Source organism: Spiroplasma endosymbiont of Melanargia galathea (assembly GCF_964031075.1).
GTDB classification, from domain to species: domain Bacteria; phylum Bacillota_I; class Bacilli_A; order Mycoplasmatales; family Mycoplasmataceae; genus Spiroplasma_A; species Spiroplasma_A apis.
This window is the reverse complement of sequence record NZ_OZ035000.1, coordinates 686,774-701,865: the sequence shown is the minus strand read 5'-3', so window position 1 is coordinate 701,865 and position 15,092 is coordinate 686,774. Positions and strand designations below refer to the sequence as shown.

At 27.4% G+C, this 15,092-nt stretch carries 8 protein-coding genes; 5 read left to right on the top strand and 3 right to left on the bottom strand.

The window, feature by feature from the left end; translation table 4 throughout:
• Positions 1-18: 18 nt before the first annotated feature.
• The 4 genes from AAHM92_RS03120 (at position 19) to AAHM92_RS03105 (ending at position 8,339) form a co-directional block, all read left to right on the top strand.
• A complete protein-coding gene (locus AAHM92_RS03120) occupies positions 19-2,343 on the top strand; it encodes a hypothetical protein (protein ID WP_500221896.1) in 2,325 nt (774 codons plus the stop codon).
• A 12-nt stretch (positions 2,344-2,355) separates the two neighbouring features.
• Positions 2,356-6,801 carry an FtsX-like permease family protein gene (locus AAHM92_RS03115; protein ID WP_500221895.1) on the top strand — a complete coding sequence of 1,482 codons (4,446 nt, stop codon included), beginning with the start codon at positions 2,356-2,358 and terminating at the stop codon, positions 6,799-6,801.
• Between the two features lie 130 nt (positions 6,802-6,931).
• Positions 6,932-7,621 carry an ATP-binding cassette domain-containing protein gene (locus AAHM92_RS03110; protein ID WP_500221893.1) on the top strand — a complete coding sequence of 230 codons (690 nt, stop codon included), beginning with the start codon at positions 6,932-6,934 and terminating at the stop codon, positions 7,619-7,621.
• Positions 7,590-8,339: an ABC transporter permease gene (locus AAHM92_RS03105; protein WP_500221891.1), complete on the top strand. Its 750-nt coding sequence runs from the start codon at positions 7,590-7,592 to the stop codon at positions 8,337-8,339. Before AAHM92_RS03110 ends, AAHM92_RS03105 begins: the two co-directional genes overlap by 32 nt.
• A 123-nt stretch (positions 8,340-8,462) precedes the next feature.
• On the opposite strand, the gene AAHM92_RS03100 is transcribed toward AAHM92_RS03105, so the two are convergent.
• Positions 8,463-9,842 carry an amino acid permease gene (locus tag AAHM92_RS03100; RefSeq protein ID WP_500221889.1) on the bottom strand — a complete coding sequence of 460 codons (1,380 nt, stop codon included), beginning with the start codon at positions 9,840-9,842 and terminating at the stop codon, positions 8,463-8,465.
• The gene (locus AAHM92_RS03095) at positions 9,832-10,869 is read right to left on the bottom strand and encodes an alpha/beta hydrolase (RefSeq protein ID WP_500221887.1); all 1,038 of its coding nucleotides are present in this window, start codon (positions 10,867-10,869) and stop codon (positions 9,832-9,834) included. Before AAHM92_RS03095 ends, AAHM92_RS03100 begins: the two co-directional genes overlap by 11 nt.
• A 210-nt stretch (positions 10,870-11,079) precedes the next feature.
• Between AAHM92_RS03095 and AAHM92_RS03090 the strand changes: the two genes are divergently transcribed.
• A complete protein-coding gene (locus tag AAHM92_RS03090) occupies positions 11,080-13,398 on the top strand; it encodes a lipoprotein (protein ID WP_500221885.1) in 2,319 nt (772 codons plus the stop codon).
• Between the two features lie 172 nt (positions 13,399-13,570).
• Here the strand turns inward: AAHM92_RS03090 and AAHM92_RS03085 are convergent, their stop codons facing one another.
• Complete coding sequence (locus AAHM92_RS03085; RefSeq protein ID WP_500221884.1) at positions 13,571-14,431, bottom strand: DUF7941 domain-family protein; 861 nt, start codon at positions 14,429-14,431, stop codon at positions 13,571-13,573.
• Positions 14,432-15,092 lie beyond the last annotated feature (661 nt).

Below are 15,092 nucleotides of genomic sequence, written 5' to 3'. Positions count from 1 at the left end.
ATTTAAGGAGAAAAGAAAATGAGAAAAATGCTTAATATTTTAGCAATAACAACTATAGTAGGGGCTTCTTCTTCAGCCACACTTGCTTGTGGTAATAAACATAAAGAGTCCAATAATAATTCAGAAAATTTAACAACTTTACAAAAAGATATGTTCGATGGTGTTAAATCTATTACTAAAATGATAATAGGTAGTAGACACGAAAACTTAAATTATAATTTAAATGAAATTTTATCAATGTATCTAACACCAACTAATACAGCTTTAAGAATACCAACTTCATACACATTTGAGAATAAACAAATAAACGCCTTGGAAGATGTGATTAAATTTAAAAATCTTATGTTCCCAAGCATTAATAAGTTTGATGTTGATAATTATGCAGGTATGTATGCAAGTTATGTTATGGGTATGTATGATGATGACTTTTATCAAAGCTTTATCAAAGGTAATAATGGAGCCTATTCATTTGAAGATACCTTTTCTGCAAGTGGTAATGTTGGAAACAATAAACCTAAAGATAATGCAACTGGTTATCTTGCAGGTCTTAATAAAGATTTAAAATTATCAAATAACCAAGAAAGAAGAAACTTAAGCTGAGGTATTCAAGATACAGGTGCCTTAACTAACTTTTTATTAAACAATGGTCTTGATGGTGGTTTTCCAGGAGACACAAATAGTACAAGTGGACCTAAATCTAGTGCAACTGATAAAAAAGGTGGAACAAATGGTGGTGGTTATGCATGATATAACAGTTTAATAAGTTCGACAAAAGGCGAAAATAATGCGAACGAAATAAAATCATTAGATATCAATAATAAACTGAATAATGATATAAAAATCACAAAGGCAATTAATTCAAAAGATCAATATGGCTCAAAGCTTAAATTTAAGGGCGAAGATTTAGAATTTAATAACACAGGTTCATTACTAACTAATACTGCTGGAAAAATGAATGTTAATGGTTATATTAATATGTTTGGTGGTATGCCAGATAATATTTTTGAAACCGAGTCCGGAGCATTGGTGTTAGGGGAATATCTTAACTATGTGCTACCCACAAGAGTTACCGAGGCCGGTAGCTTATTCTCTCCAAATGCCCATACTTTAATGCAACAGCAAGGATTTAAATTAATAACTTCTGGATGAGAAGGATTTTACAATTTATTAAATAATAAAGAAGTTGTTGATTACCTTAAAACAGTTGGTTTTGATGATAATAAAGACTACTTCAAATTAGATAAAGCACCAAATGTTGGTGGAAGTATTTTTCCAAAACCTGAAAATATTGGTTTTGATAAGTTATATGGGTTGATGCCAAATGACATAAACGAAAACGGAACTAATATGAAGTACTTAAAAAATATCATTATGGATCTAACTAACATTTATAAAAATCTTAATAAAGAACAAAAAGTTGAGTTCACAAACCGTTTAATGATCGGTAAAAACACTCCATTTGAAAAAGCTTATTCTTCGCAATTAAATCAAATTGACAAAGATAGAAGCTTATGAAATAACATCATCCAAAATGATGGTCAAGGAGGAATAAATCTTTTAAATATGCTTAATAGGGTTTTTGAAGATGCTACCAATGATGATATAAAAGAGCAAGTGAAACAAGCTGGGGAATTTATGGATAAACTTGAAAACTTTAAATTTAGTTCATTCGACCTTGCCTCTAAAAAACAGTATTTGAAAATTCTAGGCTATGAGAATGGTAAGTTCAAAGATGGTAGTTTCTTAAAAAGATCTTTTGATGGATTAAAAAATGACAATGTAATCGGTTCAAAAGAATTTAGACAATTATTTGCAGGATTCAAAAATACAGTTTCAAATGAAATGCAAGATGTTCACAATAAATTAATCAAATACTTGATAGATGATAACTACTGAGTTTCTAAAAATGTAAATATTTCTTCAACTAGTAATACAAGTATTGGTGCCAAACTTGAGTTTGACTTAGAATATCAAGGAATCGGTGATATTTCTTCAAATGCATCAAATCAATATAAAAAAGTTGATGTTCCTGAGAACTTTAATCCTTATCAAACTAAAATCAAACATCAAGAAGAGGTTGCCAAATCTTTAGAAAACAAAATAGATAAATCAAGAATTTCAGGTGAAGTTTTAATAAACAACAGCATGTTCAATGGTAATTTCAATGATGAAGATCTAATAAAATATGATGGTTTAGGTAATTACAAGAATTATAAAAATGTTCATAACAAATATAAAATAATATGGGAAAATATTAGTAAAGACCCAGATACACCCTTGTGAGTTATAACTTCTTTGAAATGTTATAATGATAAAGATTTGGAGTTTTTCAATATATATTAAGGAACGTGGACGATGCTATTATTTAAAAATGGTTTGAAAAACCTTTTGAAAGATTATATACAATTTTCAATATATATTATACTAATTAGTATTGCTGTAATTTTTACAGCAACTTTTGGTATATCGGCTTCCAATCTATTAAGAACCAATAATCAGGTATCTAGTCATAGTAAACACCACGATTACTCTTTTAGATATACTTCTAGTAAGTATAAATCTAACGATACACAAACACTGTCGCCTTGATTTGCGTTCGATTCAGATTTAGTAAAGGATTATAAAAATAATTATTTTCCAACACTTACGATTGGTGGAAACGATGGTGTTTTAAAAGAATATGAATTTAAAGATGAATTAAAAGAAAACAAAAGTAGCTATGATTCAAGCATATATATAATTGGTGACAAAAATAATGGTGGCAAAAAATGAATCAACTTTCACTTTGGTGATGTAGAACCAAACGTATTGTCTCCAGAAGGTAAAAATTTAAGTTATAAGCCAAAATCTGAAAAAGATTACATACTTAATTTTACTATGGAGCAAAAAATAGAAAAAGTAAGAAGTATGGAGTTTGGAAGTTTTTATAGATTTAACAAAAACTCTAATGCATTCAAAAGATCATTAATTGGTCAGTTATATGAAAAAAATGATTATTTCCAAGGCAAATTATCTAAGAAAACAGAAAAAACTGCTCTTGATATTTTTGATTATATGTTCTATGTTAATAACTCTTCAATCACATCACTTATAAAGTCTTCTATGGTGAATTACTATGAAACACTAGAAGATGATAAAGAACAAATGATGAATAAATACATAAATGGTGATGGTATAAATGGTGATAAAACCAAAGAGGATATCATCAACAACGGTTATAATGGTAGAATTGGTAACATAGTTAAGGGCGAAAAAAACGATCAAGATTTATATTTTATTTGTGAAGATAAAAACTTTAAACCGAATGGTAAAGATTTGGACCCAGATAACACACTTAAAAAGTTTGGAAGTTATTTAATTAAAAACTTTTCTGCTTATAGCCTTTTTATAAATCCAGGGACTAATAATAATCCATATAATATAAAGTCTAATCCATTAATTTCTAGAGATTTATTTAAAAATTATTATTCTTTATTAGGTGATCTCTCAGATTTTAATATCGATTTAACAAGTGAAGTTGTTATGTGAGACTCATCTGGTAAAAAGTTTAGATATGTTTCTGCATTTTATAATGAAAAAAACGAAAAAAATGAAAATATTGTAAAATTCTATAATAGAAAAAATTACACTATTTACGAAAGTTTAAAAGTTGATGATGGATCTCTGTTTACTGAAAAAAGTTTCATGGTATCAAGTGGTTATGCTAAATATAATAATATGGAATTAGGAGATGAGTATGAAATCTTTCCTGGTCAGGGTAAAAATGGAGCCCTTAGATTAGATGCAATTGGTGTTGACTCTCAAAATGTGTATCCATCAATCTACGAAGAAGACTTATTAACTAACCAACAAAATGAAGCGATATTTTATATATCAAACGATACCTTTAGAACAATGTTTAACGAAACTAACAATCAAAAAAACAACATTGTTGATGATAGTAAATATCAAGACGTTAGTAGAGGGTATATGTATTATCACGGAAAGATACATGAGAAAAAAGACAACCTTGCTAAGTTTAAATTATATGCAGCAGATAATTTGGTTAATATAAATGAAGTTAAAGAACAACAAGAAGCCTATGCTAGCAACGGTTCTTTAAGTGAAAACTCAGATTTGTCAAGAATAAATGTCCAAAGCTATAAAGATACTAATTTGATAAATTTAAGAAGTACACTGTTTGGTAGTGTCACAAAGTTATTTTTATTAATAGCAGTAGTATTTTGTGTCATATTCTTACTAATAATTTTATTTGTGGTATATAATATTGTACGAAAAATCTTAATATCTCAAAGATCTCAAATAGGTACCCTAAAATCATTAGGAACCACCAATAATAAAATATTAGTGAATTATGTAATGTATATGACCTTACCAATAATTATTACAGTTCCGATTGGTTGAGCAATAAGTGTATTCTTGCAAACTCCAATAATGAACATTTTTGAATATTATTTTAATATTCCTTCAATGTTAACAATTGATTGAAAATTTTTGTTGATAATGTGATTAGGGTTCTTCCTTGTTGTCGGTTTTATGGTCTATATGACAGCATATTTAACTGTTAGACAAAGTCCTTTAACATTATTACAACCATCAAAAAGCTCACATCCTAATTTATTTTTAGTTAGAATATTCTCGCGCATTAAATATATCAATTTTACTTCTAAATTAAGAGGTGTTATTGTTTCTGTCTCTTTAAAAGATATTTTCATCTTTTTGACAGTGATGTTCATTTCTTCAATAATTTTAATGGTTTCTGTAGCCACACCTAGCATTTTATCAACAATGTCTAATGAATATTACCGAAATGTTCGTTACAATAATGACTACACATACTCCTACAATACGCCAAATAACCCTTTGTCTAGATATTCATTTTATAATTTGAATAACAATATCACTCAAAGTACTATGGATGCTTCAACTTTTTCAGGTATTATAAAAACCAAAGAAGGAAAAGAAGTGACTTTATTTGGTGAAGATAAAGCATCTAAAAATTATTGAAAAGAAAACTCGGGAGATTATAAAAATTACTTTGAAAAAATGTTGATAAATAATTTATTTACATTTAAAGGAAATGTATTATCAGTTGGAATAATGGATAAAATGGTAGACCATTATGAAAGTTTATTTAATAAAGGGGAAGAAAATCTTGTTCTAACGTATCTAAATCAGTTAACTTGTGAAGTTATTCCTAAATTATTCAATCAAAAACCACTAAGTTGTGACAATAAAAAAAGGTCATATAAAGAAAGTATAAAAGAAATTTCTAATAACATCTTGCCATCATCTATTAAGCAACTATGGGATAATGATGAGTCAGAATTTAAGAACTTTACATATGGATTTGGTTCAATTCCTTTCAACTCAAATGAAGATGAGCTATTTACAAAATTCGACGCTAGAATATTAGATGGATCAAAAGACGGTATAAATGTTCTTGGATATGGTTTGGATAAAGAGTCTAATTTCAAAGGTATAGGTTTCAAAAATAGAAGCAAGTTATTTGAAAGTATGAGAGATGATGAAATACCAATCATTATAAATAGGAAACTTAAATTAAAAGGATACAATATCGGTTCAAAAATTAATTTAGCAACTGAACAAAATATAATAGAGTTAAAATCTGAAAATAACTCATTTACACCCGTAAATAATGATTGATGAAGCTATTCTGATTCTAAAAATACTAAAGACGTCTTCTCAATGGATTTAAGTAAACTAACTTTTTATGAGCAAAATGATGATAAGTTGTCTGAATGGAATTATAGAGATAATAATAAGCTAAGTAACTATAACAAATTACAAAATATCCAATTGAAAATCCCTAAAAAACTATTTAACCAAGAACTATTGAAAGAAGTTAATAGTAAGTATAAAGAGTATTCTGGATTTGATGTAGGCAAAGACACAACTAATGAATATATTATTGTAAAACCTTTTGATGTAAGAATGTATCGTGATGATAAATGAGAACCTCTTCAGATTACTAACTTACTTGGTGGAACTAACAATTGATGAAACATAGCTCTTAAAGAAGGTCTATTCGTTAATAATAAATTATCAAATGAATCTAAAATTAATTATAGAGTTGTTGATATAGTCGATACTTATGATCAACCAAAAATATTCGTTGATCAAGAAAAGGCTAATGAAATACTTGGATATAAAAATCCTAAAGAAAGAGTAAAAGTTGGTCAAACAAGCGTAAACATCTGAAGTAATGCGAAAATGAGTTCAAATGATATGATATCAGATCAATTACAAAGAATCATTTTCCAATCAAAAGATGGAAATATAACAACAGATGGTTTCAAACAATATATGGCAACCGCAATTGGTAAAACTGATTATATGAAAGTACGAAAAGAAGCTACTTCAAACTTGATTAGCTCAGCAACGAGTCTATCAATTGTCTTTGTAAGTATTTCAATCATTAGTGCCATCATCGTTATATACTTAATTACCGACTTATTTGTAGGTAAATATAAAAGATTTATGAACTATATGAGAATACAAGGGTACTCGATGCGTGAAGTTAACTCCATAATTATGTGGATATTCCTACCTTTAACACTTATAGGAATAGTTTTAGCAGAAGTATTAGTAACTTTAATTATTTACACAGCAATTCCTAAAATTTTAATATCTTTAAATATTGCAGTGCCTTTATCATTTAGTTGAACTGTGTTCCCGATAATATTGGTTTCTGGTTTATTGATATTTGCAATCGCTTACTTTGTAATAATATATAGTATGTCAAAAACTAAGTTAGCATCGTTAATAGGTGTTTCTTAAAAAACTTTCTAAAACCATTCTAAATCTTAAGTATTTAGAATGGTTTTTTTAATAATTATGATTTATATGCTAATATTTAATTAAGTTTTAAAGAAAACTTAATATTTCAAATTAAAGAAAGATGATTTTTATGTACATAATAGAAAACATTAAAAAAATATATCAAAAAAAAGCTGTATTAAATATAAAACACTTGACAGTAGATGATTATGAACATTTAGGGATAATGGGTGTTAATGGTAGTGGTAAATCAACCTTAGGTGAAATTATTTTAGGTACTAAAAAACCTACAGAAGGAACCTTGAAAATCGATAATATAGATCTTAGAAAGAATGCTGTTTTTCAAGAAACATCATTTGATAATGAGATCAATTTAAAACAAATTGCAAATTTTTATAATGAATTATTTAAAGCTAGTGCAAATATAGATGAATTATTCCAAATTTTTGAGTTAGATGACTTTAAAAAGGCAAAATATGCAAAGCTTTCTGGTGGTCAGAAGCAAAAGTTCAAGCTGCTAATATCTTTTATTAACAAACCTAATTTATTGTTGTTAGACGAACTAACAACTTCCCTTGATTATCAATGAAGAAAAAAAATTATAAATTTAATAAAAGAATATCTTAACAAAAACAAAGTTACATTAATCCTTGTTTCGCATGATGTTAGTGAAGTTGCTAGTCTTTGCAAAAGGGTAGTTTATTTAGAAAAGGGCAACATAGTTAAAGATATTGCTTTAGGTTCTGATTATAAAAATAACTTAGAAATATTAGAAAAGGAAAATGATTATGAAACCGTTGATAAAACTCCAAATCTATAAGTTTTTTAAGAATCCATTTAATATTATTTTTTCTGTTATTTTTCCAATTGTATGAAATGTAACAATAGCACTTTTGTGAGGAAAATATTCTATTAAGTTTCACGGTAGTGATATCAATATGATGAATTTTATTATGCCTTCAATAGTTATTTTTCTGATTTTATCTTTTACGATAGCTAATGTACCTATTATTTTAGGTTCCGATAGATTAGATAAGAGAATCAAACATATATCATTAGCTGAAGGATCAAGAAAGAAGTATCTATTATCTTTAATTATATTTTATTACTGTTCATATCTTATTATTTTCACTATAAATTTAGCAACTAGCCTAATCTTTTTTAATCTTGAAGTTTCGGCCAGAATGATCTTGACTTTAATATTTTTGCCACTATTTATTTTCTATATACATTTCATGTTGTCTATTATCATTGCAAATAATACAACGACTCTAAAAAATAATACATTTGTAACCATTATTGCATTGTATGCTCTAATGTTTCTTACAGGAGCAACAGTGCCAACTTACGTTTTAGATCCAAAGGATATTTGATTCAAGTATGTGCAATATCTTTCTCCCACTGGGTGCTCAGTAGTTTTAATGCAATATCTTTGCAATGGTTTAAATACTGGGGAAGTTTGATGATTATATTTAATATTGATAGGCTATACTGGTTTGTTAAGTTATTTAGCGGTTAAAACTTTTAAATGAGAGTAATATTTTACAAAACAAACAAGTATTTTGGTATTTATTAAATAGAAAAAATACCTTTAAAAGGTGTTTTTTTAATCACTTAATTAAAAGCTGATAGTAATTTAAAACATATTTGTTTGATAATGTTTATTTTTCAAGTGTTTTTGGATAAGGGTTAGTGTCGTTACTTTTTTTTGCTTCAATTTTATTTTGTATATAATATTTTAAAGCCCCAATAGGTAGAATCAAAATAACTAATATAATCATAACAATCGGTTTTCAAAGTTCCTTAGTTGATATTCCACTTATCATAATCATGACTGAACCAACCAAAGTTAATATGCAAGTAATGTATGAAAATATTACAAACAACCAAAACAATCAATTTTTATATACTTTCTTATAATCTTTGTCTTTCAATCTTAAATAAACAACGTTTGTGGTCATTATTATTTTCAAAGCACTAACTGCAAGGGAGAAGTAACCCAATAAATCTCTAATTTCATTGAATATTATGTAAAATGAAGCAGCAATCATCAACAACAACATTGAGTTATATGGTTTTCCTGAGAATTTAGACTCTTTTAAAAAGTGGTGAGATAAGTCTTTTTCTGTTGCCATTTTTTGAACTAAACTAGTTTGATAGACTAAATAGGAATTAAGGCCACCAACAAATAAGATAATAGCAATGGCATTGAATACTATTTTTGCTCAATAAGGAGTATATGCAAAAACATTTAAAAATTTATTTTCACCAACTGAACCAATTGACAAGATAGCAACTGCATATATTAGATAGACTAACATAACAACTAGGACACCGACTAAAATAACTTTTGGTGTTGTTTTCTCGGGTTCTTTAGTATCAGAAGTAACATATGTAGGTATTTCTGTACCTGAATATGAGAACATAGTCATAGTAATTGCGGGTATCATAAAAGCACCACCGATATAAGCTTCTGTTAAATTTTTTTTCATAGCATTTGAACTAAGTAAGTCATCTTTTGTACCATAAATTAATGCCAATATTAATATGAATAAAATTGGAAAGGTTTTTAAAACCATAAAGACAATTTGACTTTTAGTACTCATATTTTTAACAAATATTTGTGTACCACCAATAAAAAATAATATCAATATTGATGTAAATTTTCACAGATACTCGTTTTGATAATTTGTAAACTCTTGTAAAATGTTTGTTATCGCTAGACTTGCAGTAGCAATTGCTACTGCAGAAACAAACAATGTTAGTACTCATCCAAACCAAAAGGCAACAATCTTTCAGTTTGCTCTCCTTAGTCAACTATAAGCGGTACCATTTTCTTTGAATGATATTGCTGGTTCGATCATTATGAAAGTTTCAGGAAGAATTATTATTCCACCAATAATTCAAGCAAAAATCATCAATAAAGGATTATTTTGACTTAAAGAATAAACATTACCATAAGTAAGTATTATACTTGTACCAATGGTTGCAGTTAATGTCATAGCTAGTACTGTTCAAAAACCCATCTTTTTATTTTTCATTTATTAATTTCTCACTTTCTTTTGCAAATTCTAGTGTTTTAGTTATATATTCATTGTAATAATCACTAATCATATAAACGTGTTCTGAGCCTTCTGGTGTCCATATTTTACTAATTGGGGGATTAGGTTCGCTCTTAACCTTTTTTTCATACATATCTCAACTCATTTCATATGCAATGAAAGTGTCTCCTTTTCCATGTACGAAAAATATAGGAATGTTCTTGTTTAAATTCATATACTTCAATAAGTTGTATTTATTTTGATTAGTCTTTGTCAATTTACTTAATTTCTTTGTATAACCAAAACTAACTATTCACCAAGGCTTCTTAAATAAATTATTTTGTATGTAGTATCGATATTGCAATTTGATACTACTAAATCCACAATCAGAAACAACTCAACTTATTAGGTCTTTATAATTACCTTTTTGCGAGTATAGAACAGATGTTGAAGCTCCCATGCTATTTCCTATTAAACCAATGGATGTAACTTTATGTGTCTTTTTAAGATCTTCAATTATTGCATCCATCATTTCAATTGAAGAGTAACCGATATCTGTGTTTTCACCATAACTTTTTCCATGCGCAAATGAGTCGAATGTTAGTATATTATATCCTTTTTCATAAAAGTGTCTAACTAATCTTAATCCTAAGTATTTATCTTCAGTTCAGCCATGCAAACCAAAAACTCATTTGCTAGAATTATTTACTATTGCTTTTAAACAACTTATATTACCTTTATCGGTTTGAATTTGATATTCTTGGAGTTCATCTTTTTCAAATGATTTGAATTTTAAGCTCATTTTTTCTAAGTCTCAATAGTGGTATTCTAATGTATTCGTTTCTGTGGGTATTTTTTTATAATATTCACTATTACCTTGATATCTACCAAATCTCGGGTAAGTAAAACAAAAGTCTCTAAAGTTATTGAACCTTCTCTTGGAGATGATAGCGACTATAGGAAATAACATAATTGTCGAAAATACTCTACTGAAATTGTACTTATATTTTTTAGTTGTTTTTGTCATATAAACCTACTTTAAGTGTTTTTCACAATAACATTTTAAAGTTAAAAAAATGAATTATTTTTTCAGAGTAAAAAATAATTCATTAGGTTAATAAAGGCGACAGTTATGAGTATTTGTAAAATAATATATTCTTTTGAAAATTTTTTATTTATCTTTCATTTTAAGCTACTTAATTTATAAATGTTGTATTATTTATAAGAGGTAAAAAATATGAAGAAAATATTAAACTTATTATCATCAATAACGCTAGTGGGTTCAACACTTGTAACCGTTGTTTCATGTAGTAAAAAGAACATAAAAAACGAAGGTAGTTCGGCAACTAATAATCAAAAAGAAATGATAGAAGGTGCTGAATTTATGACTAGACTTATTATTGGTGGTAGACACGAAAATTTAAACTACAATTTAAATGAAGTCCTTTCAAGCTTTATTACACCATCAAATACTGCACTTAAGTTACCAACAACATATTCTTATAACGGAAAAGATATAGATTTATCTAAAAAACTAAATAGTTTTAAAAACGTATTGGCTCCTGGATTAAACACATTCAATAATGATAGTTATTTAGGCGTTTATGCTAGTTACATAATGGGTATGTATGATGATGATTTTTATAAAAATATTATATCTCCTGAAAACAATAAACCTTATTTTGAAGATACCTTTTCTGATAAAGGGAATGTTGGAAATAATAAAAAGAAAGATAATGCTTTTGGGTACTTAGCTGGTTTGAATAAAGACATAAATCTATCTTCTAATCAAGAAAGACGAAATCTAAGCTGAGGTATTCAAGATACTGGTGCATTAACAAACTTCTTGTTAAATAACGGTTTAGATGGTGGTTTTCCTGGTGAGGTGAATAGAACAAAAGGTACAGATTCTGACCCAGAGGATAAAGATGGTGGAACAAATGCTAGTGGTTACTTATGATACAATAGTGTAATTAGTAATCCTAACCCTAGTTCTAAAACTAATACAAGAGAGACTAGACCCAAAAAATATGACAACATAAATAAAAAATTAAAAAATAATTTAAAAATAACAGGGATGTCAGGTCCAAACAGTTTTGGATCTAAGATTGAATATAATAAAAAGCCTTTAGAATTTAACAATACGGGTTCTCTTTTTGTTAATAAAGCTGGTGAGTTAAATGTCAATGGAAATATAAATGCCATTGGAAGTATGTTGGATAATATTGTGGAAACAGAATCTGGTGCCTTAATACTAGGGGAACTTTTGAGTTATATCTTACCAATTAAAAGAATAACATCAGGATATACTGCTCAATTAACTCAAAATAATGGTTTTGGTATGATAAATGATGCATGAAAAGGAATTTATAATTTACTTAAGTCTGACGAGTATTCTGGTGCAAAAACGTTTTTAGAAGAACAAGGGTTTAAATTAAAAAATAAAGATTATTTAAATTTGGATGATGCTTTATCATTTGGTCTCAAAGACAATATAGGTTTCGAGCAACTTTATAAAACTCAAAATAATGATAAAGAAGAAGGTAAAAACGGAACTAATGCAAAATATATAATTAAGTTCATTGAAGATATTGAAGCTTTTTATAAGAATTTAAAGGATAATGACAAAAATAAGTTTGCTGAAATAATTATCCTAGACAAAGAATCCCCTTTTTTCAAAGCCTATGAATCTAAGTTATCTATCATAGACAATGAAGGATCGTTGTGAAAATCAGTTATTAAAGAAGATGGATCAGGTGGTATAAAACTTTTAAACATCATAAAAAGAGTATTTCAAGATGCAACTAACGATAAAATAAAAGAACAAGTTGAAAATGCAAAAGATTTTATGGAAGATATTGGAAATAGTAATTATAGTACTTATTCATTGGCGAATAAAAAAGAATATCTAAAAAGGTTAGGTTATGTTGATGGTAAATATGAGAAAGGAAGTTTCTTACAAAGATGCTTTGAAGGTTTAAAAGATTCTTCAATACCAGGATCTATTGAAATCGCTGGGTTATTATCTGGATTCAAAAACATTGCATCTAATGAAATGAAAGAATTACATGAAAACGTCATTCAATATTTATATGAAGATAAATATTGAAAACAAGATAATATTGTTTTATCTACCACAAGCAGTACAAGTATTGGTGGTAAAATGGAGTTTGAATTAACATACACTGGTAACGGGGATAAAACTTCCAATGCATCAACACAAACAAAAGAAGTAAATGTTCCAGAAAACTTTAATCCATATCAAACTAACATCAAACATCAACAAGATGTTGCTAATTCCTTGAAAAGAAAAATAGATGAATCAAGAATTTCAGGTGAAGTTTTAGTAAAAAATAAAAGTTTCGGTTGAGATTGAGATGACGACAAGTTTATAGCATATGACGGGTTAGGTAATTATCGTGACTACAAACCTGTGAATAATAAATATAAAGTCGTTTGAGAAAATATCAGTCAAGACCCTCAAGCACCTTATTGAGTAGTTACTTCTATCAAATGTTTTAATGAAAATGGAAAACAATTTTACAATATCTACTAAAAAAATCTTTACTTTTTTAAGTAAAGATTTTTTTAGTATTCGATACTTAATAATACTAATAAAAACTTTGAGTTTTACAGTACTTTGAAGTATTTTAAATAAATTTAGACAAAAAAACATTGTAATTAGTCATACAATGTTTTTTATAAATAAATATTAAATTAATATTTTATTATGCTTTTGCGTTTTGTAGAGTGTATGTTACGACAACTTGTCCAGTGTAGTTTGATGAATCCTTAGCTTTTATAGTTGCATTAGCAGCCTCTGCCTCTCCAACCAATTCAACATCATTTGTAGTTAAATTAGAGCTTGAGTTAGCAGTTTTAATTGCTACTAGTAATTGATCAATAGTTGGTAGTTTTGATTGGTTTTTCAAATCGATATTTCCCAATTGCTTTTCTGCTACAACACTATCTAAAGATTTTTTAGCCTCTGCTTTTTTAACAGTGTATGATACTTCAACAGTTCCAGTATATTTTGATGAATCATCTTTAGCTTTTATTTTTGCATTTGTAGATGTTGCTTTTCCATCTAATTCAACATCATTTGTAGTTAAATCAGAGCTTGTGTTTTTAGCTTTGATTGCTTTTATTAATTGATCAAGAGTTGGAACTTCTGCATCACTTGCAATTTCTATTTCTCCTAATGATTTTACTTTTACAACACTTTCTAAAGTTGCTTTTGCTGCTGCTTTTTTAACTGTGTATGTTACTTCAACAGTTCCAGTATATTTTGATGAATCAGTTTTAGCTTTTATTTTTGCTTTTGTAGCTGTTGCTGCTCCATCTAATTCAACATCATCTTTAGTTAAAGTAGAACTTGCGTTTTTAGCTTTAATTGCTACTAGTAATTGATCAAGAGTTGGAACTTCTGCATCACTTGCAATTTCTATTTCTCCTAATGCTTTTACTTTTACAACACTTTCTAAAGTTGCTTTAGCTTCATCTTTTGATTTATTACCACATGAAACTACAGCAGATCCTGTTGAGGCTACCATTCCCATTGCCCCTAATAATCCTAATAATTTTTTCATAAATTTGTTTTTCCTTTCAAATATTAACCACTTATGTAATTAATATTTATAAAATTATATATTAAAAAAGTTTTTATATCAACTTAAATGTTTGAAATTAAAAAAATATTTCATTATTAAGTTGTAATGCATTGATTTTTTTCATTTTTCCTCTACGATTAAGTTTGTATGGAAAAGGGGAACATCTATGAAACTTAATAATAAGAATGCTTTAAGATGTTATCTTTTCTTTTATTTTTGCTTGTCATGAACAAAATTTGTATTACGTCATCTTAAATTATCAGTTATGACGATAATTAGCGGTTATTCTATAATAACTAGATCTTTCTTTTTAAGCAAAATTAACTTTGTTAGTATTAAAAACAAACTTATTTATTCTTTAAACATTTTACATTTTTCTATTTTATTTATTTTTGCAATTTATATTTATGTAACTAATTTTAATATGTTTGATTATGACACCATTTTGGATTTAGGATATACACTAAAGCTATTGTTTTTCCACGGTAATTTTGTAAAACTAATTATCATGACGCTTTTATATTTGGTGGCATTTTTCTTCTTTTGTTTGCTTTGATTTAACATACTTATAACATATGTATTATTAATAGATTTTTTGATCATTAAATTAAAAAAATACATTGTTAAAAATATTAATCAT